25 protein-coding genes are annotated in these 23,926 nt (G+C 48.4%); 7 read left to right on the forward strand and 18 right to left on the reverse strand.

The window, feature by feature from the left end:
• Nucleotides 1-2: 2 nt before the first annotated feature.
• The 3 genes from OGV74_RS22445 to OGV74_RS22455 are packed head-to-tail and all read right to left on the reverse strand — an operon-like array spanning nt 3 to nt 2,848.
• Entirely contained in the window at nt 3-698 is a 696-nt protein-coding gene (locus OGV74_RS22445) for a LutC/YkgG family protein (protein ID WP_003837166.1), read from the reverse strand.
• The gene (locus tag OGV74_RS22450; protein WP_016149492.1) at nt 691-2,118 is read right to left on the reverse strand and encodes a LutB/LldF family L-lactate oxidation iron-sulfur protein; all 1,428 of its coding nucleotides are present in this window, start codon (nt 2,116-2,118) and stop codon (nt 691-693) included. Before OGV74_RS22450 ends, OGV74_RS22445 begins: the two co-directional genes overlap by 8 nt.
• A gap of 10 nt (nt 2,119-2,128) precedes the next feature.
• Nucleotides 2,129-2,848, reverse strand: a complete 720-nt coding sequence (locus OGV74_RS22455) for a (Fe-S)-binding protein (protein ID WP_003033252.1) — start codon at nt 2,846-2,848, stop codon at nt 2,129-2,131.
• Between the two features lie 581 nt (nt 2,849-3,429).
• Between OGV74_RS22455 and OGV74_RS22460 the strand changes: the two genes are divergently transcribed.
• The gene (locus tag OGV74_RS22460) at nt 3,430-4,983 is read left to right on the forward strand and encodes an L-lactate permease (RefSeq protein WP_003029921.1); all 1,554 of its coding nucleotides are present in this window, start codon (nt 3,430-3,432) and stop codon (nt 4,981-4,983) included.
• Nucleotides 4,984-5,443: 460 nt separating this feature from the next.
• Here the strand turns inward: OGV74_RS22460 and pdxY are convergent, their stop codons facing one another.
• The 3 genes from pdxY to OGV74_RS22475 form a co-directional block, all read right to left on the reverse strand.
• On the reverse strand, nt 5,444-6,301 hold the full coding sequence (pdxY, locus tag OGV74_RS22465) for a pyridoxal kinase PdxY (protein WP_032948453.1): 858 nt from the start codon (nt 6,299-6,301) through the stop codon (nt 5,444-5,446).
• Between the two features lie 11 nt (nt 6,302-6,312).
• A complete protein-coding gene (locus tag OGV74_RS22470; protein ID WP_003837156.1) occupies nt 6,313-7,578 on the reverse strand; it encodes an aromatic amino acid transporter in 1,266 nt (421 codons plus the stop codon).
• A gap of 189 nt (nt 7,579-7,767) precedes the next feature.
• The gene (locus OGV74_RS22475; protein ID WP_003837154.1) at nt 7,768-9,138 is read right to left on the reverse strand and encodes a tyrosine phenol-lyase; all 1,371 of its coding nucleotides are present in this window, start codon (nt 9,136-9,138) and stop codon (nt 7,768-7,770) included.
• A gap of 777 nt (nt 9,139-9,915) precedes the next feature.
• Between OGV74_RS22475 and symE the strand changes: the two genes are divergently transcribed.
• The 3 genes from symE to OGV74_RS22490 all read left to right on the forward strand — a co-directional run bounded on the left by symE (nt 9,916) and on the right by OGV74_RS22490 (nt 11,518).
• A complete protein-coding gene (symE, locus tag OGV74_RS22480) occupies nt 9,916-10,278 on the forward strand; it encodes an endoribonuclease SymE (protein ID WP_286521579.1) in 363 nt (120 codons plus the stop codon).
• Nucleotides 10,279-10,688: 410 nt separating this feature from the next.
• Nucleotides 10,689-11,036, forward strand: coding sequence for a hypothetical protein (locus tag OGV74_RS22485; protein WP_286521580.1), 348 nt, complete (start codon nt 10,689-10,691; stop codon nt 11,034-11,036).
• A 2-nt stretch (nt 11,037-11,038) separates the two neighbouring features.
• Nucleotides 11,039-11,518, forward strand: coding sequence for an Hcp family type VI secretion system effector (locus OGV74_RS22490; protein WP_286521582.1), 480 nt, complete (start codon nt 11,039-11,041; stop codon nt 11,516-11,518).
• A gap of 218 nt (nt 11,519-11,736) precedes the next feature.
• On the opposite strand, the gene OGV74_RS22495 is transcribed toward OGV74_RS22490, so the two are convergent.
• Nucleotides 11,737-12,063, reverse strand: a complete 327-nt coding sequence (locus OGV74_RS22495) for a DUF1493 family protein (RefSeq protein WP_040230261.1) — start codon at nt 12,061-12,063, stop codon at nt 11,737-11,739.
• 196 nt (nt 12,064-12,259) lie between these two features.
• Here OGV74_RS22495 and OGV74_RS22500 point away from each other — a divergent pair, with 196 nt between their 5' ends.
• Nucleotides 12,260-13,132 carry a phosphorothioated DNA-binding restriction endonuclease gene (locus OGV74_RS22500; RefSeq protein WP_286521583.1) on the forward strand — a complete coding sequence of 291 codons (873 nt, stop codon included), beginning with the start codon at nt 12,260-12,262 and terminating at the stop codon, nt 13,130-13,132.
• 180 nt (nt 13,133-13,312) lie between these two features.
• Here the strand turns inward: OGV74_RS22500 and OGV74_RS22505 are convergent, their stop codons facing one another.
• The 10 genes from OGV74_RS22505 to OGV74_RS22550 all read right to left on the reverse strand — a co-directional run bounded on the left by OGV74_RS22505 (nt 13,313) and on the right by OGV74_RS22550 (nt 20,134).
• Nucleotides 13,313-14,302 (reverse strand): restriction endonuclease, encoded by a 990-nt coding sequence (locus tag OGV74_RS22505; protein WP_490493735.1) that lies wholly within the window; start codon nt 14,300-14,302, stop codon nt 13,313-13,315.
• Nucleotides 14,303-14,583: 281 nt separating this feature from the next.
• Nucleotides 14,584-14,925, reverse strand: a complete 342-nt coding sequence (locus tag OGV74_RS22510; protein WP_001757895.1) for a TA system toxin CbtA family protein — start codon at nt 14,923-14,925, stop codon at nt 14,584-14,586.
• 20 nt (nt 14,926-14,945) lie between these two features.
• On the reverse strand, nt 14,946-15,287 hold the full coding sequence (locus tag OGV74_RS22515) for a type IV toxin-antitoxin system YeeU family antitoxin (RefSeq protein ID WP_024185730.1): 342 nt from the start codon (nt 15,285-15,287) through the stop codon (nt 14,946-14,948).
• Between the two features lie 10 nt (nt 15,288-15,297).
• A complete protein-coding gene (gene radC / locus OGV74_RS22520) occupies nt 15,298-15,840 on the reverse strand; it encodes a RadC family protein (RefSeq protein ID WP_001757893.1) in 543 nt (180 codons plus the stop codon).
• A gap of 12 nt (nt 15,841-15,852) precedes the next feature.
• Nucleotides 15,853-16,293 carry an antirestriction protein gene (locus OGV74_RS22525; protein ID WP_001757892.1) on the reverse strand — a complete coding sequence of 147 codons (441 nt, stop codon included), beginning with the start codon at nt 16,291-16,293 and terminating at the stop codon, nt 15,853-15,855.
• Between the two features lie 30 nt (nt 16,294-16,323).
• Complete coding sequence (locus OGV74_RS22530; protein ID WP_001757890.1) at nt 16,324-17,145, reverse strand: DUF932 domain-containing protein; 822 nt, start codon at nt 17,143-17,145, stop codon at nt 16,324-16,326.
• A gap of 120 nt (nt 17,146-17,265) precedes the next feature.
• Nucleotides 17,266-17,739 (reverse strand): YfjT/YkfB family phage-associated protein, encoded by a 474-nt coding sequence (locus tag OGV74_RS22535; RefSeq protein ID WP_024185729.1) that lies wholly within the window; start codon nt 17,737-17,739, stop codon nt 17,266-17,268.
• Nucleotides 17,740-17,810: 71 nt separating this feature from the next.
• Complete coding sequence (locus OGV74_RS22540) at nt 17,811-18,263, reverse strand: hypothetical protein (RefSeq protein ID WP_077264947.1); 453 nt, start codon at nt 18,261-18,263, stop codon at nt 17,811-17,813.
• A gap of 35 nt (nt 18,264-18,298) precedes the next feature.
• Nucleotides 18,299-19,015: a helix-turn-helix transcriptional regulator gene (locus tag OGV74_RS22545; RefSeq protein ID WP_001757887.1), complete on the reverse strand. Its 717-nt coding sequence runs from the start codon at nt 19,013-19,015 to the stop codon at nt 18,299-18,301.
• A 243-nt stretch (nt 19,016-19,258) separates the two neighbouring features.
• Nucleotides 19,259-20,134 carry a GTPase family protein gene (locus OGV74_RS22550; protein ID WP_239042603.1) on the reverse strand — a complete coding sequence of 292 codons (876 nt, stop codon included), beginning with the start codon at nt 20,132-20,134 and terminating at the stop codon, nt 19,259-19,261.
• Nucleotides 20,135-20,441: 307 nt separating this feature from the next.
• Here OGV74_RS22550 and OGV74_RS22555 point away from each other — a divergent pair, with 307 nt between their 5' ends.
• Nucleotides 20,442-21,740 (forward strand): hypothetical protein, encoded by a 1,299-nt coding sequence (locus OGV74_RS22555; RefSeq protein WP_226194423.1) that lies wholly within the window; start codon nt 20,442-20,444, stop codon nt 21,738-21,740.
• A gap of 270 nt (nt 21,741-22,010) precedes the next feature.
• Here OGV74_RS22555 and OGV74_RS22560 read toward each other — a convergent pair whose 3' ends face one another.
• Complete coding sequence (locus OGV74_RS22560) at nt 22,011-22,928, reverse strand: hypothetical protein (protein ID WP_226194425.1); 918 nt, start codon at nt 22,926-22,928, stop codon at nt 22,011-22,013.
• Between the two features lie 415 nt (nt 22,929-23,343).
• On the opposite strand from OGV74_RS22560, the gene OGV74_RS22565 reads away from it, so the two are divergent.
• Nucleotides 23,344-23,922 carry a YagK/YfjJ domain-containing protein gene (locus OGV74_RS22565; RefSeq protein WP_286521590.1) on the forward strand — a complete coding sequence of 193 codons (579 nt, stop codon included), beginning with the start codon at nt 23,344-23,346 and terminating at the stop codon, nt 23,920-23,922.
• The last annotated feature ends 4 nt before the right edge of the window (nt 23,923-23,926 follow it).

A 23,926-nucleotide genomic window follows, 5' to 3' on the forward strand; every position in this document is an offset into this window, starting at 1 on the left:
CCTCAACAATCCTCAATAATCAGATACACCGCCTTCACCGGGCCATGCACTCCAACCACCTTGATAAGCTCAATATCCGCCGTCGAGCTGGGCCCACTAATGATGTTAATGCACGATGGCATACGCTCACCGGCCTGCGCCTTCTGATGCAGTTTTTCTGCCAGTTGCGCCACGCGCGGCAGGATAGTGCTTTTACGCAACACGAAAATTGAGGATTCCGGCAACAGGCTCAGGGAACGCCCGCGCTCCGGCGCGGAAAACAGCACCACGCCGCCGGACTCGGTCAGGCCATACTCGGCATACACCACGCCCACTTTCGCCTTTTCGGCCTGGGTAATATTTTCGCTGCCACGCGCCGGATCCCAGACCACGGCGTTGCATTCCTGTTGCAAGCGTTCGGTAATGCCCAGCGCCGCCAGCCGGCTGTCGCCGCTCAGCACCACCGGCTGCTGACCCAATTCTTCGCACAGACGGAGCGCCGCGTCTGCGGCCTGGTCCTCGCGAGTCAGCTCACAGCGAGCCAGCATCACTTCACTGGCAAACTGGACAAATGCATCGCAGCGCTGCTGCGGGCTAAGTTCGGTCAGGCGCTCGTTAGCATAGTTGTTAACCGGTGCGACATCCGCTTGCGGTTCGAAGCGCAGCGGGCGACCCAGCGCCTGGGCGATGGTATTTAAAAACGCGGTACGGTTATCCATTCTTTTTCTCCTGCGCCTGATGTTTCTTAAACCAGCTACGGAAGCTCTCGCCGTCGGCATCAGGCAGATCGCGCGCCTCCATCCAGTCACCAATCGCGCCAACCTTGAGCGGCGTTTTGCCGCCATTGATAAACCAGCTCGCCGCATGTGCGCCCGCCATCATCCCGACTTTCCACAGCCCCGGATGGCTATTGGCGTAGGCGAACATTTTGATCGCCCGTCGCTCGGCTTTCGGCGTAATGCCCTCCTCGGCCATCACCCGGCGATGACGCAGGATCAGTTTTGACAGCGGAATCTTAACCGGACAAACGCTGTCACAGGCCGTGCATAATGAACAGGCGTATGGCAGATCTTTAAAATCTTTATAGCCGCCGAGCAGCGGAGAGATCACCGCGCCGATAGGGCCGGGATAGATAGAACCATAGCCGTGTCCGCCAATGTGGCGGTACGCCGGGCAGGTGTTCATACAAGCCCCGCAGCGGATGCAGCGCAGCACATCGCGAAACTCTGAGCCCAGCACCTGCGAGCGGCCGTTATCGACAATCACCAGATGGAACTCTTCCGGGCCGTCGACGTTATCCGCCTCGCGTGGGCCGGTCAGCCAGGTGTTGTAGCCCGTCAGGCGTGCGCCCACGGCGCTGCGCGCCAGCATGGTGATCAACACATCCACCTCGGCAAAGGTCGGCGCGATACGCTCCATGCCCATCACCGCAATGTGCGTTTTCGGCAGCGTGGTACACATGCGCGCGTTACCTTCGTTGGTCACCAGGCAAACAGAGCCGGTTTCCGCCACGGCAAAGTTACAGCCGGTAATACCGATTTCGGCACTGAGGAAATCCTCGCGGATCTTCTGGCGAATGAACAAGGTCATGGCTTCCGGGGTTTCCGGGCCGTCATACCCCAGACGCTCATGCAGCACGCGGCGGATCTGATAGCGATCTTTATGAATAGCCGGGACCACAACGTGCGAAGGCGGATCCTGATCCAACTGCAGGATATATTCGCCGAGATCGGTTTCGATCACCTGAATTCCGGCATCCTGCAGCACATGGTTGACACCGATCTCTTCGGTCACCATCGACTTGGACTTCACCACCTTCTTCGCATTTTTACTCTGCGCAACCTGCAGAATATAGCGGGTGGCGTCTTCTTTGGTTTTGGCGAAATAGACGTGGCCGCCGTTTTCCGTCACTTTCTCGGAAAGTTGATACAGGTAAGCATCGAGGTTGCTCAGAACGTGGTCGCGGATCTGGCTGGCACGATCGCGCCAGTCTTCCCAGTGGCCTAGCTCATCAACCATTTTCTGCCGATTCGCACCAATACGCTCCTGCGCGTTGGCCACGGCTTTGCGCATGATCGGATCTTCGATCTGCTGACGAATGCGCAGTTTAAATTCTACATCGCTGGTTTTTATCGACATCTCTTTCCCCTCAGCGGCTCATCAGCACTTCAGCAATATGCATCACTTTGACCGGCTGGCCTTCGCGTTGCAGTCGGCCACCAATGTTCAGCAGGCAGCTGACGTCAGCGCCAATCAAAAACTCCGGCTTCGCATCCATCAGATGTAAAACTTTCTCTTTCACCATCTCGCCGGAGATCTCGGCCATCTTGACCGAGAACGTCCCGCCAAAGCCGCAGCAGGTGTCCTGATCGGCAAACGTCAACAACTCCAGTCCGCGCACGTTTTTCAGCAGCGTGAGCGGCTCTTCCTTCACCCCCAGTTTGCGGGTCAGGCTACAGGAAGGGTGATACACAGCGCGGCCCTGCAGGCTGGCACCCACGTCCACCACGCCCAGTTTGTTGACGATAAAAGAGGTGAGATCCTGCATACGTCCGGCAACCTTCTCGGCGCGCAGCGCCCATTCAGGCTCATCCACCAGATACGTCGGGTAGCTTTTTACCGCGTAGGTGCAGGAGCCTGCCGGGGAGATAATCGGATCGTCGTTGTCTTCCAGCGCGGCGATCAGGTTTTTCATCCCGGGGATCGCCTCTTTGATGTAACCGCTGTTGATGGCTGGCTGACCGCAACACCCTTGCTTTTCGGGGAAATTAACGCGACAACCCAGTTTTTCCAGCAGCAATACGGAGTCTCGTGCCATCCGTGATTTCAGTGCGTCACCAATACAGGTAACAAAGAAATTTACATTCACAATAACTACTCCATTGCTTCATTTCTGTTTATTGCGCTTGATATCGCGATATCAAACAAATGTTCATTCGTATTTCATGCCCAGTTTTTCTGTTTGCTGGTTTTACCAATACCTGGGTTCATGGTGATGCTCTGATCGTTTTCCTTTGATGGCAACTCTCCTCTTCTTATATCAGGACAATCGCAAATGTCTGTATTTTCATTTGTATGACAAAACCAAATAATCCCCTAATCGACTCGCACATGCAATACCCTGGTTTATTTATTTCGGCCTCGCTCACATTTTTATATTGGAAACCACAGCGTTATTAACACCTTAGAAAACAGTTTCAGGTGATTACCACTGTTGTCACTACCATTATTAAAAAGTTTATTAAATAACTACTTATAGGTATTCAATCGGCACTTAAGTATATTTACCCGGCATTGGATTTTAATTAAAAGATTACAATAGTTACAAAACTACAAATCATAATTACTTTATTCACTGAAGCGATTCAGTTTGCATACTTTATTAGAACAGCAATGTAGCCTCCCAACCATAAATATAAATCAGGTTTAATGAACCAATTGGGAATAGCAATGAACGAATATTTTATGTTTGCCCTGGCACTCTCTCCGTTACTACTGATGGTATTTTTAATATTGAAATTGAAAATGCCCATCCATTATTCAGTACTGATCTCTTTGGTATTCACCGCTGCACTATCGGCAATATTCTGGGAAATGCCCGTACAAAATCTGAAAGCCGCGATAGGCTATGGCGCGCTGAAGGGATTATGGCCGATTGTGATTGTGATCCTCGGCGCTATCTTCAGTTATAACGTCATGCAGGCGACCAAAGCGCTGGATATTCTGCGCGATATTCTCGCCAGTATTAGCGAAGATAAGCGTATTCAGGTGCTGCTGATTTCATGGTGCTTTGGTGGATTTCTTGAAGCCGCGGCGGGTTATGGTACAGCGGTCGCCATTCCGATCGGTATTCTTATCGCATTGGGTTTCAATCCGCTGAAGGCGGCAATTGCCTCTCTGGTGGCAAATACCGTTCCCACTGCATTCGGCGCGGTCGGGATCCCGGTTTCTATTCTGGCGGAACAAGTTAACCTGTCGGTTTATACCTTAGGCGGAACCATTATTCTGCAGCTCGCGCTGTTTAATATCCTGCTGCCATTTGTGATTGTCTGCATTATTGGCGGCGGCCTGAAAGCCATTCGCGGCGTATTTCTGATCACGTTGATTTGCGGTATTACCACACTGGTTCCGCAGTATTTTGTCGCTATTCATCTCGGTGCTGAATTACCCGCCTTTGCCGGTAGCCTGGTCAGCCTGTTTGCCGTGGCAATGGTTAGTCGCCTGCGCAAAGGGAAAACCGATCCCGAGTGGCGAATTGAAGTCAGCCATACCCGCGAAACCACGCCGCGCTCGGCAAAAGTGTTGTTCCGAGTTGGCTCTATTTATCTGTTTATTTTTGTGTTTATCCTGATGTGTTCGCCGCTGTTCCCGACGATAAAAGGCGCAGCCTCACAACTGGCCTCGGTGCTGCATTTCACGTTAGCTGACGGCAAAACGATGGCGTTGAAAGTTGAATGGGTGACCACGCCAGGAATGCTGATCATCTTCGCGACCATTATCGGTGGTTTTATTCAGGGAGCGTCCGCACGCGGGATGCTGGAAGTATTTATCAAAACGATTTTCCAGCTTAAAAACTCTATCGTCGCAATTATGGCGATCGTCGCGCTGGCCACGGTGATGGATCTCAGCGGGATTATCTCCACGCTGGCACAGTCAATTGTCGATCTGACCGGCAGCTCGTACGTCTTCCTCGCCCCGGTGATTGGCGCGCTGGGCACGTTCGTTACCGGCAGCGATACCAACTCGAACATTTTGTTCGGAAAACTGCAAACCATTGCCGCCAGCAAACTGCATATCGATCCCAACTGGCTGGCGGCGGCCAACACCTCTGGCGCAACGGGCGGAAAAATGATTTCGCCGCAAAGCATCGCCATCGCGGTATCCGCCACAAAAATGGACGGTCAGGCCAACCAGATCATGTCTGGCACCATGAAATACTGCTGCGCCTATATCGTGATCCTCGGCTTAAAGGTTGGCCTCTTTTATTACTGGTTTATGGCATAAACCATTGTCAACCCCGTCAAATTTGCGGCAACCGTATTTGACGACGCGGTGACCAAAAAGGTTTACACCTCCCCGGGAACGGAACGAGGCGACAGACTTTACGATTTGTCGGCGCTGACTAAAATAGCGCCGATGTTTCAAATCGAGGATTGTTGTTATGTTGTTCTGGAAAAAGATGGTGAAGAAGTTCGACGCCTTTTCCGCGTTGATTCCACCACGCTACTTCCGCGTGTAATACTGGGCACTTATGCCTGATGGCGCTTCGCTTATCAGGCCTACGTTTCGCATTCATTTGTAGGCCGGATAAGGCGCAAGCGCCGCAGAGTAAAGCACGCCCCCTTTCACTTACGCAGCCTGAACGCCCTTAACACCCTGACCCGCAGACGAAGCCATGCAAAACGGTAGACCAGCGGATGCTGAAACCTCAGCAATGTCAGAAACACATAGCCCCCTTGCGGCGTCAGATCACCGTTGCCTGATAGCGAACCTGTGGGTCCATAATCTGGTGACGCGCGTCTATCAGCCGCAGTTCATACGAATCATGCTCTTTCGTCAGCCGCATTACCGCGTCAACAACACTGGTGGTCCGTTCCAGTGCCTGCTTGTCCTCATAACCATTGAGTAGTGAGGCCAGCATCACGCTGCAAATCAGATCCCCAACGCCCACCGGCATTTTGGCAAAGGTATACAGCGGCCGGGCAATGTGTAACGTCTGTTCCGGCGTCACCAGCAGCATTTCAAACGCCTGTTTGTCCCGCGAACAGTCGCCGAGATGCTTCACCAGCACCTTCTTTACGCCCCACGACACCAGCTGCCGCGCCGCTTCCACCACCTCGTCAAAACTACGCAGTTGTCTGCCCGTCAGCACGCCCAGCTCATAGAGATTCGGTCCCATCATGTCGGCCAGCTGAATGGCGTCATCGACAAAAAATGACTCCACGCCCTGCGCGACAATGCAGCCTTTTTGCGGGTCGCCCATTACCGGATCGCAAAAATAGAGCGCCTGCGGATTACGCTGACGAATGGTGATGACCGCGTGCTTCACCTCTTCACAATGGCGTTTATCTCCAAGATACCCGGACAATACGGCATCGCATTGCGCCAGCTTTTGCAGGTCATCCAGCCCGCTGATGATCGCGCTCAGCTCGCCGTGCGGCATCGCCATGCCCTGCCACATCCCATATTGGGTGTGGTTGGAAAACTGTACGGTGTAAAACGGCCAGACATCGATCCCCGAGAGCTGCATCGGCAACACAGCGGCTTTATTTCCGGCATAGCCATAAACAACCGACGACTGAACAGACAACACGTTTTTCATTTTGACTCCGTCTAACGAAACGTTGGCAGCAGACCAAATACGTCCAGAACAACCGTCAGATAGACAACCGCTCCGCAGACAATCACCAGGTTAAGCACGGTGTTATTACAGGGCGCGGTATAGCTGGCGGTCGGGAAACGTTTCCGCGCGGCTTTCACCAGGAACGGCGGCAGGATCACGCTCCAGATGGTAAAGGCCAAACCAGCGTAACCAATCGCGTGCACAAAACCGTTCGGGAAGAAGAAGCACACGGCGGCTGGCGGGAAGTAGGTCACCAGCGCGGTTTTCAGGCGACCCATGCCGTCGTCCGGGAAGTGAAACAGGTCAGCGATGTAATCGAACAGGCCAAGCGTCGCCGCCAGCAGGGAACTGGCTACTGCGAAGTTGCCGAAAAAGGTGAGGATCAGATCCATATATCGGCTGGTGAACAGCCCGCTGATGGCCTCGACAAACACATCGATATTGCCGCCTTTGGCGATAATCGGCGGGAATGAGGAACGGCTGATGTTACCCATCGTCACGCCCAGCCAGAAAATATACAGCAGCAGAGCAAACAGCGTACCGATGATAATCGAACGCGTAATATTCGAGACTCCGCTTGTGCCATACAGTTTGACCAGGCTCGGCACGTTACCGTGAAAACCAAACGAGATAATACAGAACGGCAGCGTCATCAGGATGTACGGCAGATACTGCGAATTGGGCAACGCCACCGCCACGCTGTCGATGAGTTTTGCCACTTCGATATGGCCAATCAGCCCGGAGAACGTGGCAAAGAACGCCACAAACTTACCGATAATCAGCACGGTAGTGATGCGTCCAACCAGCAGGGAGCTATACCAGGCAATCGCGCCGACCAGCATACTGACGATCACCACCGAGATATTCGCCGGAAAGCGCACACCGCTGTATTTGAACACGGTTTGCGCCATCACCGCCGACGAACCGGAGATATAGGCATAGGTCAGAATATACAGCACAAAGCCGAAAGCGATACCAACCACGATATTCCACTTCCGGCCTAATAAATCCTGAGTAAAGGTATTAAAACTGGCACCAGCGCCATAATGCAGGTTAACTTCGACCAGCATCAGACCGGTTAATAACATCATGATGGCGATAAACAGAAGAATAACAGACGCACCGGGGAACCATACGCCGGCCATCGCAATCGGCAGGGAGAACATCCCGCCACCCACTACGGTCGCGATAACCAACATGGTTCCGCTAATCAGTCCGGGGGTACTACTCTGTCGCTCAATGGCATTAATATCCATGATAAATGTTCCTGTAGACTATTCGTTATAATTACAGCTGTCATTTGTACATCATGCGGATAATAAAAATGTCGGAGTCAGGGTTTACTTTTTTTAGTTATGTCACGGTAACGGGCACCGCAAAGGCTTCCTGTTCATGGAAAAGGAATACAAAAAAGCCCCATCACGTGATGGGGCCATAACTATTTTTTAGATGTAATCAAAGCGTGCAGTAAAGAAACGCAACTGCTTCGGCTCGTAAATAAACTTCAGCCCGCGAATATCTTCTTTGTGCTGGTAAAGTTTAATAATACCGTCAGCCACAACATCCATATGTGCGTAGGTATAAACACGACGTGGAATAGTCAGACGCACGGTTTCCAGTTTCGGTCTGTGGTGTTCACCGGTCACGTTATTACGGCCCGCAGAGATAATTCCGCGCTCCATGCTGCGCACGCCGGTTTCCACATAGATGCTGGCGGCCAGACTTTGTGCCGGGAACTCATCTTGCGTCAGATGCTCGCAGAAGCGACGCGCATCGAGGAATACCGCGTGACCGCCTACCGGTTCAACAATCGGTACGCCAGCGGCTTTCAGTTTGTCGCCCAGATAGCGAACCTGCTTCACGCGGTGCTCAATATATTCGTACTGCATGGCTTCGCGCAGGCCAATCGCCATCGCTTCCATATCACGTCCGGCCAGGCCGCCGTAAGATGGCATCCCTTCGTAGACCACGACTAACTCTTTGGCAGAAGAGAACATTTCGTCATCGTTCATGCACAAGAAACCGCCGATGTTCACCAGACAGTCTTTTTTACCACTCATGGTACAACCGTCGGCGTAGCTGAACATCTCATGCACGATCTCGGCGATGCTCTTGTTCTCAAAACCCTGCTCTTGCTCTTTGATAAAGTAGGCGTTTTCTACGCAGCGGGTAGCGTCGTAGAACACTTTAATGCCATGCGCTTCTGTCAGTTCACGCACCGCACGCATGTTCGCCATGGAGACCGGCTGCCCGCCAGCGAGGTTAACCGTCACCGCCAGGCAGATATACGCAATATTCTCTGCGCCTTTTTCATCAATCAGCTTTTGTAATTTTTTAAGATCGATATCACCTTTAAACGCAATATTCAGACCGGCATCGTGCGCTTCGTCACGAACGATATCGACAAACACCGCACCATTTTTTTCCTGGTGATAACGGGTGGTAGTGAAATACATATTCCCGGCAACATATTGCCCAGGTTTAATAGCCAGCTGCGATAACAGGTTTTCTGCGCCACGCCCCTGGTGAGTCGGAACAATATGTTTAAAGCCAAACAGTTCCTGCACTGTTCTTTCCAGATGATAGAAGTTTTCGCTGCCCGCGTACGCTTCATCACCCATCATCATTCCGGCCCACTGCTTGTCGCTCATTGCGTTAGTGCCACTGTCTGTCAGCAGGTCAATATAAATATCTTTCGAATTTAACAGGAAAGTATTGTAACCCGCTTCCTGCATTTTCTTGAGGCGTTCATCACGCGGGATCATAGATACAGTTTCAACGCTTTTAATACGGAAGGGTTCTGCCGGATAATTCATTTTGTTTCTCCAGTAACAGTGGTCATGTACGTATTAATGTGAAGTAAATCATACCTGGTTCATCAACAAATCCTGATGAAATATAACTATTCGCCTCCTGAGTCAGGGGGAGAAATAATGTGGAGGCACTATGCAAGATTTGATTGATTATGGAAATAGCCCGGTCAACATTAATCACTGGCAATAATTTAAAAAGCTGTAAATGTGAGTGATGCAAATCACACGTCATTTTTTTACCCGTTAATATTCAACAAGTTTTTTTTGCGTATTGATTTGCCATTCGTCGTAGTGTGTCTGCGGAGAGTGGAAATACTGAAAACATAACTTTCCAGGCTGTGTTCGTAATGTATTGGTGAATGAGTACACCTCATTTTGTGAGAGTCGGATCACTTCACGGAGTGATATTTGTGATACACATCACCAAAAGTGTAAAGCAAAGTGTACAAAACGGTGTTGTTTCAGAGTTTACTATTTGCTTCAGTGAGTGAGATCGCATTTTTGGCCAGATGCAGAGGAGCGTTATTTTCTGGAAATGGCAGGTATTTGGCGGACTGGAGGGGAATGGATTTATACGGTGAATAATACCGGATTTATTGGGGTGAAGGCGTTTTCTATTTATTCCGAAAGCGTGCTATTCGCGCTTATTTCATCTTATTTACATCTGGACTTCCCCCAGGATACTGGCGTAATTTACAGGGGTTTTATTAGCGCGATGCGAAGGTGCGCCAACACCTGCACATCGCTAATCACAGTAACTATTTCACGAGAATAGCCATCATGACTGATACGCATTGTATTGCAGTTTCGTTTGATTCAGAAGTCCACGCCGCAGATAACCGTCGCCTGAAGGTGGGTTATGCGAGCCGTTATCCTGATTACAGCCGTATTCCGGTGAAGTACGTTCGGTTTCCGTCCATTGTGATGAAGGGCCAGTGGCTGAAAGCCGCCGGATTCGATACCGGCACCGACGTTGATGTTCGCGTAATGCAAGGCTGCATCGTATTAACCGCCCGCACCGCCGACCCCGAAGAGTCAGAACTGATGAAATCCCTGCGCGCCGTGGAAAAACTCTCCGCGCGTAAGCAAAAGCAGGTACTGGAGTTTATCGGGGTAATTGCGGGGAAAGGGTCGAAGGGGTGAGAGTGTGATTGTCATTGGGGCGCCTGCGGGTGCCTTTATTGAGGAAGCATTTTCATATGATTTTTTATATCAGCACTAGAATATTTAGCTCAAGAATTAATATCTCTAATTAATAACCAATGTCGATATTCTTAATGTTATTTGAGAAACTGTTACTCAGGTCAACTATTTCACCATCTATTTTTGTTATTTACATGCTTTCATTTCTAGCCATCTTATTTTATTAAAGGATTGCCATGGCCGATATAGAAGGCATTGCAAGAAGGATCTATAACATTATCATTTCACCTGATACAGTACAATCTTTTGTTGATTCTATACATACTGGACATACAGAAGACAAGCTTTTTTTATAAAAATTATTGAGTTAGTGGAAGAACAATTAAACAGTAAGCCTAAGGACTGGTAACATGAAAAAACTAATCACCCTAATAATAAACTCATTGTTTTGTGGGTATGTTGCCACCCTTTGTTTAATTTCTCTCATCGAATTCTATTCATGGGAGGATAAAATCCTTGCCATTATTATCATCGTTGGAAGTGCTTATATTATCGCCTTTATAGCCAATAGGTTCTTACAAACAAATATACACCTGATGGGTGGAGTTCTTGATCTATTATCCGGTCCATTGCTAATCGCAGGGGCCCTCGCCTGTTTCGCTTTTCTTGAACCCTGGCCCATAAAAATTATTGGAACATTCGTTTGGATTCTCATCATGCTTTATTTCCCTTCTCATATAAATGTAGATAAGGACTAATCATGTCAAACCCAGCCTATCTGCGGTTAACCGATGCAAATGGCTCCCCCGTAATGGGAAGCTCACAAGTCGCTGGGAGCATTGGTGCTATTGAACTGAAAGCAGTCACTAATCACCTGTCTATCCCTGTAGATGTAAATACAGGTAGACTGACAGGAACGCGTGTGCACGCGCCGATTACAATACAGAAGGAGTTTGATAAAAAAACGCCTCTTTTGTATAAAGCGTTAAGTGAAAGCCAGACATTAAAATCAGCCACAATAAAAATGTATCAAACTCTAGAGGTTGGTATTGAAAGTGAATATTTCAATATCATTTTAGAAAATGTAAAAGTGACAGGAATCACACCAAATTTATTCCCCGATTCGGGAACAGGAACCCACAATGAAACTATTCAGCTAAGATATGAGGCTATTACATGGAAGCACTGCGATGGAAATATCATTTATAAGGATGCCTGGAATCACAGAGTAATTTCGTAACTGCCATTGAGTATTTCACCAGCACAGAAAGAATGTGCTGGTGGTGAAAGCATACGTTTTATGAACAAACGAGGTCATTCCTCTCTAATAAACAGCGAGATACACCACCAAAACTTTTGAGTAAACTGATACTGCCATTATTCTTCGTATAATTATTTCCCAGATTTTGTCAATGCAATCAACATCTAATTGCGTCAGTATCCTCTGTAAGCATACAGTCAATCATATAACCAGTGACCTGCTCTGGCTGATTCTGCGAACATACGCACAGTAAGCGGTTTTGACACTTGTTTGATGGGTTCTTTCGTAAACCACTTTCGATAGACCGATTCTCTTTCCCTGGGGTAATAGGCTTCGAAATCAATGACTGAAACCTCAACGTTATATTTCTCTCCAAAATCTTCAATGGCATACGGTAATTCATCCCATTCAGCGTAACCTTGCAGCGGCGTATCAAGTTCAATCGGGATAAGCTTGAAAGTAAACGTTACCGCGAGAGATAACTCCCCCCGAAAAAATTCCAATACCTCGTTATCCTTCACCATCAAAGATCCTTCGATATGCAATAATTTGCTTACTTATTGTACTCCTGCGTCTCCAGTTTGGGGAACGGTAAACGCCATGGCGTATGTGTTTTTCAGAAAACATAAAAGTGATGTCGGTAGCGCATCAACCCGTCTTTGCTTGATCAGGTGATATTTTGCGAGCATCATCGCAATTATTTACCTGATAATGAAATCAATGACTTCCAGTAAAACCCTGCAACAGGCGATTGCCGACATCACCATCTGGCGTAAAGGCGAGCAGCGTGCGCCGCACAAGCCCCTGCTGCTGCTTCATGTGCTGGCCGGTTATCAGCAGGGTCACGGTCGCCTGTTTGACTACGGTTCGGAAGTTCGCGACCCGTTGCATAGTCTGCTGGAGCGATTTGGACCACAGCGCGCGCAATACCGCCCGGATATGCCTTTCTGGCGCTTACAGGGAGATGGGTTCTGGGAGCTACAAAACGCCGAGCACTGTTCAACATCCGGTAGCAGCAAACAGCCTCCTGCCGGAGAACTGGTGTCGCACAACGTTGCCGGAGGTTTTGATGAACAGCATTTTGCCCTGCTGAAAAAGAGCAAGAGCCTCATCAACGCCCTGGCCCAGCAAATCCTCGAGGCGCACTTCACCGAAAGCATCCAGGAAGAGATCGGGGATGAACTGGGATTTGATATCCTGCAAATCCGCAAACAGCGGGATCCATTGTTCCGCCAGCAGGTTCTGCGTGCCTATAACTATGAATGCGCTATTTGTGGCTTCAATATGCGCCACGACAGCACCTCAGTCGCCCTGGAAGCCGCCCATATCAAATGGAAACAGCACGGCGGCCCCTGCGAGATTTCAAACGGCCTGGCGCTGTGTGCAATTCACCATAAAGCCTTTGATAAAGGTTCGATTGGGCTGGATGAAAGTATGCGGGTTCAGGTGTCCACCGCAGTGAATGGCAGCGGCATTGTTGGCAGACTGTTCTGGGATTTCGACGGTAAATCGATAGCGCTACCGATGATGCGCGAGAATTATCCAAAAGAAGGGTTTGTGGAGTGGCACAGGAAGGAAGTGTTTAGAGGGTGAATGCGAAGGCCGGACTCGAATTTCACACCTAACAGAATGATATCAATGCAGTTTATAAATAGGAATAAATAGTTATACCCACACTTGTACCCACAAGTTAAAGTCCGTATAAAAAATAGACATTGCAAGTGGGTATAAAGCCATACCAGTAGAACACCGATATGGCTATCAAAGCAAGATTCAGGCAGGCAGGAAAGTTTTCTTCAGAGGCACCAAAAGTTTAGTCTCGATATCAACTTGTTCGTAGTTCTCAATAAGCGCACGGACGAGATCATCAAGTGTCCAGAGCGTCAGTGGTATCGTCGAACGGTCGGCTTCATATCGAGCATCTTTCGTAAAACCCCCTGTACTGACATAAAGCCCGCGATCGTCTTTATGGCGACCGCCGATAAAGCTGCGTATCTGTTGGCTTCCCATCTGTTCCCTGCGGTGCTTTACCTCAACGATAATACGCGGATTTTCAAAACCGAACCCATCAGGTGAAGCAATGATGTCTTTACCCCGATCGGCTCCCGCAGGTGAAACCTGCGTTTTATAGCCCATACTGCGTAAAACTCCGGCAACAAGATTTTGCATCTCGTCCCAATCAAGAGAGTTAATACGATCTTTGATACCCTCAAACGCCAGCATTTCCATATCGCGAAGCGGATCAGAAACGACCTCATCTTCATCCATTGCAACTGGATTCTGAGTAATTACATCTATAGTGGGTTTCTTATCCTGCAAAAGCTCTTCTAGCGCATATTCTGGAAGCTGAAAAACCGTCAGCGTAGAACCCAATGTGTTTTTGGTAGCAACAGACAGTCTATCGCGGTCGATTTCTTGAGTATTCCATTTAACCTGCCGAGCGATCCCCATCCCCTCTTCCACCCATTCAGGATGATATTGGAAGTCGGATGTGACTTTGCCTAGCAAATAAGTACGGTTGGCTGGCGAATAGGTAATAACCCAATCACCCTTTTGGATCTCATTCACAAAACGCCAGACCTGCGATGCACCAGAACGGGCTGTTCCCAGCTTTGTTAAGGGATCTGCCTCCTGGTATAAGGCGAGTAACTGGGCTCGGGACAGGCCGGGTTTGACTAATGGAGCCAGCTGAGACCAACCGATGCCTACAATTTGCTTATCGCGAAAATCGTCATAGAGCTTGCCGCCGTCACCGCGAATCATCCACATTCTGTTGCCCATACCCGTCCCTTCATGAGGAAAAGAAATTAAGCTGGATCATAAGCTTGTTCGCCGCATGCGTCAAAACCATCAACAACGACGGCCCAGCATTCCCGGATTGTACTTGCGATAATGTGCCCAGTTAAAATTACAGCTTCTATTTGCATGATATTTCGTCCATATAAGTAAAAGCACCAACCAGCATCGGCAGGTGCTTTTTGGAATGAGTAAATTAAATAAGTAAGGAAAGCTGCAGTGTGAATCAGGAAGGCTATTCCCAATATTCACCGTGCCGCGCTAATACGATTTCTTTTCAATAAACCAGTTGCCTGTCGCGCCCGCAGAATATCGACTGCCCGCAGATATGGGGACTGTTCTTGCCAGTCGAATCCCCTGCGATCAATACGAACCAGCCCGTACTTTTCCACCAGAAAATTAACGGCATCGGCCAAAGATATACCGGCATCGATATGTTGCTGAATTACCGTTTCATCACTGAATGGCGTGTCGTTGAGTGTCAGGCCATAATGTTGTTCCAGCAGGCGTGCAAGCAGCATTTGCCAGACAGCCACGGGCGACAGACATAGCTTCGCCGCCTGCGGATTTGTTGCAGGTAGAGTTTTCATATTTGCTCTTGTGAAAGTAGTTAACGATGGGTGGAGTAAACGGCGATGTATACGTAGCCGCAACTGCCAAGGGTATCGGCTTCGCAGGTGAAACCATTGTGGTACAGGGTGACACAGTGGGCATGGCGAGGATTCATTTCACCAGTAGTCAGCATCGATTCCATCTGGCTAATAAAATGCGGGAATGCCATATCCAGCTTAAGACATTCTGCTTCGCTGAACTTACCGGTGATACTGGCCCGGTCAGCCAGATAGTGCAGCCGGTTTCCCTCCTGTACCAGACGAGCGCCAAAGCAAGGTGTCACATTACGATTCAGACCCCACTTGAGAAATGAATCGTTCTCTGAGTCAGTAGATTTCATTGAAGTGCCCTCATATCCAGCCTCGCTCTGCAAACGACACAATTCCATCTGAACCGATAACCAGATGATCGAGAGTGTTCACATCAACCAGTGCCAGCGCTTCTTTAAGCCTGCCCGTAATGTTGCGGTCACATTGGCTGGGCTCCGGATCACCGGATGGATGGTTATGCGCCAGCACAACAGCAGCAGCATTGAAGCGAAGCGCTGACTTCACCACCTCACGGGGATGGACCTGGACATGGTTAACCGAACCGGCAAATAGCGTTTCACTCTCCAGTAAACGGTGCTGGTTATCGAGATAGAGCACCATAAACACTTCCCGTTCTTGTCCTGCCAGCTGTAACCGAAGCCAGTCACGGGCAGCCGTGCTTGAGGTAAAGGACATGCCGGGCTGGCGCAGATATTTATCCAGCAGGTTGATAGCACGTCGAATGGTCCGTTGGGCATAAGGTGTCAATCCGGAGGTCGCGGGGAGCAGGCAACTATGCTGGGCCATAACCGCCAGCGGAAAGAGTTCAGGCTGCGATGATACCGGGGATAATGCGATATTCATGTCAGGTATTCCTCAGTCGATTAGATACATAATGGCGCTGCATTCCGGATGGTTTAGCGCGTAGTCACGTAAGCGATAATAGTGCTCAGTCATCGCGTCACATTCGGTGCGACAAGCGTGGTGGCTGTATGCCATCAGGCAGGCCGCTATACCGGCAGCCTCTCCGCTCATCTCCGCATCGTTTCCATTCATCGGGTTGAACAACGTCCACTTCTCACCGTCGGGCTCCGGAGCCATAAATGCGCCGCCGTTGCTGAGTGTGTAAAAGCTCCAGGCGCCGCCGCTGTAATCAGCGCACAGACGATCCATCCAGCCAAATATTTGGGGCTCAAGGGTTATCCATTGTGGGATAGATCCAAAGCGCTTTGGCCAGAAGCCGATACGTAACTCGTCAGGGACTACCGAGGCAGTAATTGCTGCCTGCTCAGCAAACTCAGGGTTGTGGGTATCCATTAAACTATCTCCTTATGCCGGAACGGTTGTTTAACGCCCGAAAAATTCGAGCATGTTTTCTGCCATAATCCACAGGGCGCGATTGAGTTTCACATCGCCGTCAATGCCGATAACAGCACGGGTGCGGCTGCTTTTCCCCTGAGCGGTTCGCCCTGACAGACCTCCTTTCATCAGGTTCTCCTGCACGCGCTGGTATACGGTCCACAGGTCATCGCTGTAGTCCTCCCGGCGACGTGGGGTCAGCAACTGCGATACCGTGACCGGCTGGTGGTCTTCACCAAAGCGATACTTCAGCGCGGCATTCGCCAGGGCGTTACGGGCTGGTTCTGGCAGTGCCAGTGACTGCATTGCATCGCGCTTCTCCTCCACCCGGTCAAACACACCGAGCACTTCGTAAGCCCCTTCAATCACCTTCTCGACAACATTCCCTTTATGCGGTACCCGCACTTCTCCGAATGACTGACCGCAGACCAGGCCGTTGGTACAGACGCCACGAAACAGGCCCGGCAGCATCTGGTAGCTTGATGAGCCGTCATGGCTGTTAAGTAGAATGATTTCCGGCACCTGATGCCCGGTCAGTTGCCCGGAGCGACGCAGTCGAAGCATGTGCTTGGTGTGCTCCCGCTTGCTCTGGTCGCGAACTTTTGTCTGGCAGGCAAAGAACGGCTCAAAGCCTTCCCGCTGCAGGCTTTCGAGGATGGTGATGGTCGGGATGTAGGTGTACCTGTCTGAACGAGATTCATGCTTGTCACTCCCGAACACGCTGGGTACATGACTCATCAGCTCTTCGTGGGTCAGAGGCCGGTCACGGCGTATCTGGTTTATACGGCCAAAGCGGCTGGCTAGTCGCATAGCTAACTCCTTATCTGATAATCAAATAAAAACAAAAAAGGCCATGTTCCCGAAGGAGCATGGCCTGTTGCTATCTGGTGTTGGTGCGTAGCGGGCTGGAGAGGTCTGAAATGTAAGTAACTAATCGCTGTAGTGTGTGGTCCGGCACTCACTGAGGTCAGACAGCTCTTTCTGCGTATTCTTCAGCCCCGGACTGAAGGTGCCGACTTTTTTATCGTTGACGTAAACATCAAAATTCGCAGACTGGCTCAGGGCGTCAATAAATGACACCCAGGCATTGTCACCGTTTCGCCAGCCGAGGAATGACGGTAACGGATACTGACTGTTATCCATGACGACCGTGATTTCCGTTCCGTCGTCATGAGAGCTTACTGATGTTCCATCAGGCAGGGTGAGATCAACACCGTGTTGCAGAATATTCTGCGCATCCGGATTGCCAGTACAGTTCAGATTAAACACCACCTTCTCCGGGCTGGTAATGATATATTCGGTCACGCCCATCCCAAAACCACTCGTCCACATATTGGGAATAGCCTGTGCTGTTGATACAGAAGCCAGCATAGCTAATGTAAATATTACGTAAGGCAGTCGCATAATGTTGTCCTCAAATCATGTAATAAAGCTTTTGTTGTTTAAAACAATAAAGTAACGAAAAAACAGTTGGATTATTTTATTTGTTTGTAGCGAAAAGCTTCTTTCCCTGCATAAATCCCGACGAGATCGTCATAACGAGGGTCCTTTTTATTCGGGCGGAACGTTACTTTCATATCGGGACTGCACATATCCTTCATGGTGAGATTGAATTCTTTACCTGGCGTAATGGTATACCCTGTTGCTACATCGTCTTTACTGGGAGTGATCCACCCCCAAAGGCCCCCCGGACAATCTCTGGAAGGTTTCGAGCGAACAACAATAAACCATCCCATTGAATCCACTTCCGTCGCTGTACACAGTTTTCTGACCTGGCGGTGGGCATCACACCAGAATATATTCCCACTCTTATTATTCACTGCTGCAGGCAGGAATCCGCTATAAGGACGTGCTGCGTGAGCATTACCTGCGATAAGTAAGGGGAACAATATGACTGGCAGTAAAGACAACAATTTCAATTCTTTCATTAGATTAACCTTACATTTAATTATGGAGACCATCTCTAATCAGTTTGTCCGGATTGCCCCCGACTTTCTGAGGGAGAAAATGAATTCAGCGACTGCTGAATAAAACGGAAATGAGGTAAGGCAGAGATAAAATGTTTATCCTCCGACAGCTGATAGAGAAGCTCACTGCGAATAAATGTTTCCCGCGATGGCCTTACCAGATGAATCTCATCCAGCCGGAAGACACGTAATTGCCTGTTATGTTCAGCGACCAGATACCAGTAACCGTCCAGAGCGATTAGCCGGTAAGGTGCAACGGCCTCATGACGCTCCCCTTCAGTCAGAATGGTGATGCGCTGACATCCAGAAATAGCTCTGACCAGCCTGTAGAAGGAGAGCTTTCCTGCCGGGGGATGAGGTCTGTCCTGATGCCATACCAGACAGGGTCGATCATCACAGTCCAGCAGGCTGCTGACCAGTCGCCGGTCAAAGCCCGGGAAAACCCCGGCCAGCCCCGTACGGTGAGCAAAGGTCAGAATATCTATTTCCTGCCGCGTACTGTGAATATCCGAGCGCAGACTGCACTGCCCCTGGTAATAATCCAGGTCGAGATACATCAGACGTTCCCGAAAGTCACGACGTAACGTGCGCTCTGACACCCCGAATTCAGTTGCCAGTTTGCGAATAAACAGAGTTTCACCGGACACCAGGCGGCTGATAATCAACGACAACCTGACGGCAAGCCGGTCATGTCGCCGCTCCTGAAGCGTCATGAAAGATTTCTCCTGAGAAGTTAACTCTCTGAATTAATAATGATTACTTTAAAGGAAGGGGTGGACAGGGTATGGACAACATCGGAACTATTTTTTATGAGCAGCCCGGCCTTGTGAGCGCTCGTCTGACAGATAATGATGCTTCTCCTGATTTTGTTGATGATAAAACGCAATGGAAAGGACGTGTCCACAATCAACACATCATTAACAACAAGTTCATCATTCGCAGAGAAAATTGCGATATCAGAAGAATATCCAGTCCCAGACGGCCCGTGCGACCGACACCACCGCATCACGCACGCTACGAATCACCGTTTTCAGCGATGTAGACAGGAACGAAGATGATTCTGCGGTATCGAAAACCCGGCCCACAGCTTCACCGAAACTGTCACGAGCCTGCGACTTTACCGGCTCTGTGCAGAGTTTCCTGTGCAGTTGTGTCACCACCGGGCTGGTGGCGCGGTCAGGCAGACAGCGCATCATGGCTGCCACCATCTCCTCAATGCCCCATCCAGTGCGGGCTGACACCACACAGACCGGATGATGCGGTTTAAACATCACCATAATCGCAGCCTGCTTCGCTTTAAGATTTCCCAGTTGGTGCGGTGAAGGTTTGCTGGTGAGGGTATCCCATTCATGGCAGGGTTCGATTTTGTCGGCCTGGTTAATCACGAACAGTACCTTTTGCCTGTAAGTTTGCATCACACCGTGCCAGAACTGCTCGTCCACGGTTAGTGCCCGATCATCGGCCTTAATGACCCACAGCACCAGGTCCAGCTCCGGCAGGATTCGACGGTACAGGGCACGGTATTCTTGATCCCGCTGCCCGTTTTCGCCCACGCCCGGTAAATCAACAATCACCAGGCTGTGACGCCCACTGCGTAACCGGAAACGCAGCACGTCGCGAGTACAGGCATTCACGTCACTCACCGGGGACACCTCGCCCCGGAAAAGTTCGTTGCAAAGAGAGGATTTACCTGCACCACTTTTGCCCATGATGCCAATAACCGGCTCGTAGTGGGTCAGGTTCTGGATACGTTCAAGAATAAGCTCGCGAAGCGTAGAGGGAAGCGACGCAAGCGGTTGTTCAAAGGCCTGAAGGCCATCAGGTTTATTCATACAGTAGTCTCAGCGTGAAAAATTAAAAACCCCGCGTTTCAGTCAGGAAGGCGGGGGATTCACAGAGATGATATCTATCTGAAATTACTTTGAATTTTAGATTAACACGTAAACGGACTTCTGCTGCGCAGAACTAAAAGATGTCCGCTTAGTGCCAGGAGCGGATGCGACCCATCGGCATGTTTTAGTCGTCGCAAGCAAATCATAACGGTTAATTGTTGAGTAGATTTTTCATGTCAATTTATATTATTGTAGATAAGTCTGATAAAAATTTCAGTCACATCCTCTTGGATAATAAGGAAGTTATATGAAAGCTCGTTTAATACCACCGTACGAAAACTACACTGGCAATGTTTTATGGCGAAAAGAGGATTTTATTAATAAAGTCGACGATATCTCAACATCTCTAAAAAAGTTAAGAGATATGGGATATTGGGCCAGTGCCTATCCTGAAGGAGATGGCATTACATTTAAATACACCAAGGATAGTTATCAAAAAAGCAGCATCGAAATTCTAGAAGACTTCTCAATATGCTTTGAGTGGGTAGAAATAGAGTTAGCTAAATCAAGAAGCTCTAACCTAGAATTAGCTGAATTAGAGGGTAAAAACAAAAATATGGAGTGCATAGTTATTGTGCCGATTGAGAAGATTTTCATTCAGGAAACCATCGAGATCGGAAAGTATATTTTTTATTGCGGAAGACAATTTGATGAAGAGTCACATAAGCGATTATCAGAGCAAGATGGTTCGTATATACAGTTTAACTGTGACCTACCATATATTGATTTATTAAAACTTAATTCAAGCATTGATCATAACAGCCATGTTATAAACATGTGTTTGTCTATAGCTGAATATGCGCTCGATTTAGTCAGATTTTCTCACAGCGCATTTACACGTATGGAATATACCCCTAATCCTGCAGGTCAACGCTCTGACGGGTTTTATGATGTAGAAATCATTCCTCGTGAGATAACTCATCTTAAACCAATTAAGATAAGTGGAATATCAAGACCCCTTGCCGTGAGTAATAATTGGCTAGGCCCTCAGGTTGACAGCTTGTATTACCCTGGGTTGCAATATTTATCTTCTATCTACGATGGAGTCGTTGAAAATGAACTTTCAAAATTAGTTAGCTCCGTAGTTAGGGCATGTAGGCAATCTTTTTATTCAATTGGCGCGGAATCACAATTTCTAAACCTAGTCTTTGCACTTGATGGTCTTGCTAATATTGACCCAAATTGGAAAGGATGGAAGCAAAGGACCTACATTGCAGCACTTACATGTAATAACTCACTAATCAAATTTAAGAAAAACCTAGAAGTTTATGACGAGTTATATACTGACGTAAGAAACAAGCTTGTTCATGATGGTAAAGATTTTTACGAACTTAACGTCAACGCGAACGAATCCTCTGAACAAATCTTTAAGTATATTAAGATAATTATAATACTCATCGAAAGTAACGGCTTTTCCACTTTGCAAGAATTAAGAGATTATGCAGTTCACCTACTTCAGCAGGAGGGTTATAGAACTGCTTCTGTTGAGATAATTGACAAAGTATCTCTTTTAAGAGGAAAAAACCCTAATTATCCTTCATGGTGATTAAATCAACGTGCTAATTAATTTTTAATATAACTTCTGCTCCTCGCTCTCAGCGGACCTTCAGCTCAGTTAGCTTGTAAGGTTCGAGCCAAAAACATACATTCTAGTAAACAGGAAACCGCTCCATCATCCATACCCCGCCATATTAATCTTTAACAAGTATGTGCTCTCTACTTAACGGGACAAGAGAGAGATAGCTATAGACCTTGGTCCATTAAGATTCATTACAATACTGAGAAATCAGACGAAGAAACCACTGAGATCACAACGCTATTTAGCAGATCGCCGATAAGATTTCGCCGCTTGCCAGGCATGTTTCATCTTCTCAATAAACTCCAGCTTCGCTTCAGGTTGGACGTTCCACACATCTATAGCCGCAATAATCATGTCATAACGCATAGATATATTATAAGGGCGAAGATAGCCCGCTATTCGTCCTTTTCCCTTGAGATAGTCCCAGAGATATACTAGTTGAGTTTCATCATCACGGGACATCCAGTCAAAGTCTGACAGAAAAAAATCATATTGTTCAAGCCAGCGCTCATGCAGTTTTTTGAAATAAGAGATCTTATCTCCAAGTGAGCATGGCGCTTCATCAATGTACCTCATCACACCATTGATGAGTTCACGCTCAGTTACCGGAGTGGGGTTATACAGAGAGGTACTAGCTCCCGCGTTCAGATAAAATCGGGAGAAAACGCGTTTCGGTTTCTTTGAAGCAGTGGCCTGTGGATTTGTTATCAGGTCCCAATCTATATCGCCCAGGTCGGTATTCAAATTAGAGAAATCAAGATTTGTGAAGATATTATCGTCCATTAAAAGAGAATTAAAACCACCTGAACAATCAAAGCCATCCCCCAAACCACCAAGCGTCAGCCCTGCAGATAATACTGGGTATTCAAAAATATAATGGTGAGCAAACCACAATGCTCTTGGTGTACCTTTGAAACAATCAAAATAATCTTTATCAATCAGTAGCAGCTCAGCCCATTCTTTAAGAGTTTTCCGGCCAACTTTGATCCTGTCCTGATCGCCCAGGAAATGCCGTTCAAGGATCTCAGAGATTAAACGTCGAAACTGATCCGGCGAATCATAAGTACTCCACTGTAAGGAGTAATCAGTGTTGGAAAGCGCACCAAGCATTTTTAAATACATTATCTCGTTACGGATCATATCGTAATGCAACATCGTCTTTCCCTCTGTTTCTGACTCCCAAAAATAGATTAGCATGAGTACCTTTTTGGTTGGTAGAGTCGGGTCACAGACCTGAAGAATGACTGATATTTAACTGATATCCCACTGATTTTATTGTGATAATACTCTGACATTTCACTGCGTTATTCCTGTGGTTTTTACTCTATGAATCTCCTCTGTTCACCTCATTAGAATCGTTCAACAGCAGATATGAACATTTGGGTTTTTAGTATAATTAAGGGGTACTCCTTGTTTCTATACCACCTTTTTCACAGCTCCTTCCCCCAATCATTAACCCTGCCTGTATTCCCCTGGATACACAATTCCCTGTATCTGCCGTATACCTGCTTCTCTTAAAAATTACATCTCATCCCAATCCTTTGCACTCCACCTGACAAAGGATAAATCAATGCACACACCTTACCCTTTCAATTCCAGATACACGATGAACTGGTTTCTACTGTCTCTACTCAATGACCACCTGAATCAGCTACTGAACCGATATTCCCGAATACAGGCACTCCGACTCGACCTGTTCTATCAGAAAGGTACAGAGCGCTATAAACGTCATTCCTGGAACGAAACTGAGCGAGAAGTACGCATGCTGGTTGAACGCACTCTGCAGCACACAAATCTGGCAGGGTATTTCTGGGTACTCGAGAACTCTGTAGACCACGGATGCCATGCCCATATCGCGTTCTATCTCGACAGGCACCTTAACCAAGCTACCTACCCAATAGCTGAAAGAGTAGGAACAATATGGCGGGAAATAACGCAACGAGAAGGCTATTACAACCGCTGCGAGTACAAACCCACTTATGAAGTCAGTATTAATAGGCCGGTGAACTACGGTGATACCGAAGCCATCGATAACCTGCGCTACATCATCAGCTACCTCGCCAAAGAAGAGCAAAAACACGGTCACTATCACTACGGAGCCAGTGAGGTACCGTCACCCAGCGGACTGGGGCGTCCTCGCGCGGTGTAACTCA

Origin of the sequence: Citrobacter sp. Cf116 (assembly GCF_030336505.1) — a bacterium.
GTDB classification, from domain to species: Bacteria; Pseudomonadota; Gammaproteobacteria; order Enterobacterales; family Enterobacteriaceae; genus Citrobacter; species Citrobacter freundii.

Coding starts and splice junctions, on each gene's coding strand:
- OGV74_RS22445 (WP_003837166.1), bottom strand. CDS start 698: ATGGATAACCGTACCGCGTTTTTAAATACCATCGCCCAGGCGCTGGGT.
- OGV74_RS22450 (WP_016149492.1), bottom strand. CDS start 2,118: ATGTCGATAAAAACCAGCGATGTAGAATTTAAACTGCGCATTCGTCAG.
- OGV74_RS22460 (WP_003029921.1), top strand. CDS start 3,430: ATGAACGAATATTTTATGTTTGCCCTGGCACTCTCTCCGTTACTACTG.
- pdxY (WP_032948453.1), bottom strand. CDS start 6,301: ATGAAAAACGTGTTGTCTGTTCAGTCGTCGGTTGTTTATGGCTATGCC.
- OGV74_RS22470 (WP_003837156.1), bottom strand. CDS start 7,578: ATGGATATTAATGCCATTGAGCGACAGAGTAGTACCCCCGGACTGATT.
- OGV74_RS22475 (WP_003837154.1), bottom strand. CDS start 9,138: ATGAATTATCCGGCAGAACCCTTCCGTATTAAAAGCGTTGAAACTGTA.
- symE (WP_286521579.1), top strand. CDS start 9,916: ATGACTGATACGCATTGTATTGCAGTTTCGTTTGATTCAGAAGTCCAC.
- OGV74_RS22485 (WP_286521580.1), top strand. CDS start 10,689: ATGAAAAAACTAATCACCCTAATAATAAACTCATTGTTTTGTGGGTAT.
- OGV74_RS22490 (WP_286521582.1), top strand. CDS start 11,039: ATGTCAAACCCAGCCTATCTGCGGTTAACCGATGCAAATGGCTCCCCC.
- OGV74_RS22495 (WP_040230261.1), bottom strand. CDS start 12,063: ATGGTGAAGGATAACGAGGTATTGGAATTTTTTCGGGGGGAGTTATCT.
- OGV74_RS22500 (WP_286521583.1), top strand. CDS start 12,260: ATGACTTCCAGTAAAACCCTGCAACAGGCGATTGCCGACATCACCATC.
- OGV74_RS22505 (WP_490493735.1), bottom strand. CDS start 14,302: ATGATTCGCGGTGACGGCGGCAAGCTCTATGACGATTTTCGCGATAAG.
- OGV74_RS22510 (WP_001757895.1), bottom strand. CDS start 14,925: ATGAAAACTCTACCTGCAACAAATCCGCAGGCGGCGAAGCTATGTCTG.
- OGV74_RS22515 (WP_024185730.1), bottom strand. CDS start 15,287: ATGAAATCTACTGACTCAGAGAACGATTCATTTCTCAAGTGGGGTCTG.
- radC (WP_001757893.1), bottom strand. CDS start 15,840: ATGAATATCGCATTATCCCCGGTATCATCGCAGCCTGAACTCTTTCCG.
- OGV74_RS22525 (WP_001757892.1), bottom strand. CDS start 16,293: ATGGATACCCACAACCCTGAGTTTGCTGAGCAGGCAGCAATTACTGCC.
- OGV74_RS22530 (WP_001757890.1), bottom strand. CDS start 17,145: ATGCGACTAGCCAGCCGCTTTGGCCGTATAAACCAGATACGCCGTGAC.
- OGV74_RS22535 (WP_024185729.1), bottom strand. CDS start 17,739: ATGCGACTGCCTTACGTAATATTTACATTAGCTATGCTGGCTTCTGTA.
- OGV74_RS22540 (WP_077264947.1), bottom strand. CDS start 18,263: ATGAAAGAATTGAAATTGTTGTCTTTACTGCCAGTCATATTGTTCCCC.
- OGV74_RS22545 (WP_001757887.1), bottom strand. CDS start 19,015: ATGACGCTTCAGGAGCGGCGACATGACCGGCTTGCCGTCAGGTTGTCG.
- OGV74_RS22550 (WP_239042603.1), bottom strand. CDS start 20,134: ATGAATAAACCTGATGGCCTTCAGGCCTTTGAACAACCGCTTGCGTCG.
- OGV74_RS22555 (WP_226194423.1), top strand. CDS start 20,442: ATGAAAGCTCGTTTAATACCACCGTACGAAAACTACACTGGCAATGTT.
- OGV74_RS22560 (WP_226194425.1), bottom strand. CDS start 22,928: ATGTTGCATTACGATATGATCCGTAACGAGATAATGTATTTAAAAATG.
- OGV74_RS22565 (WP_286521590.1), top strand. CDS start 23,344: ATGCACACACCTTACCCTTTCAATTCCAGATACACGATGAACTGGTTT.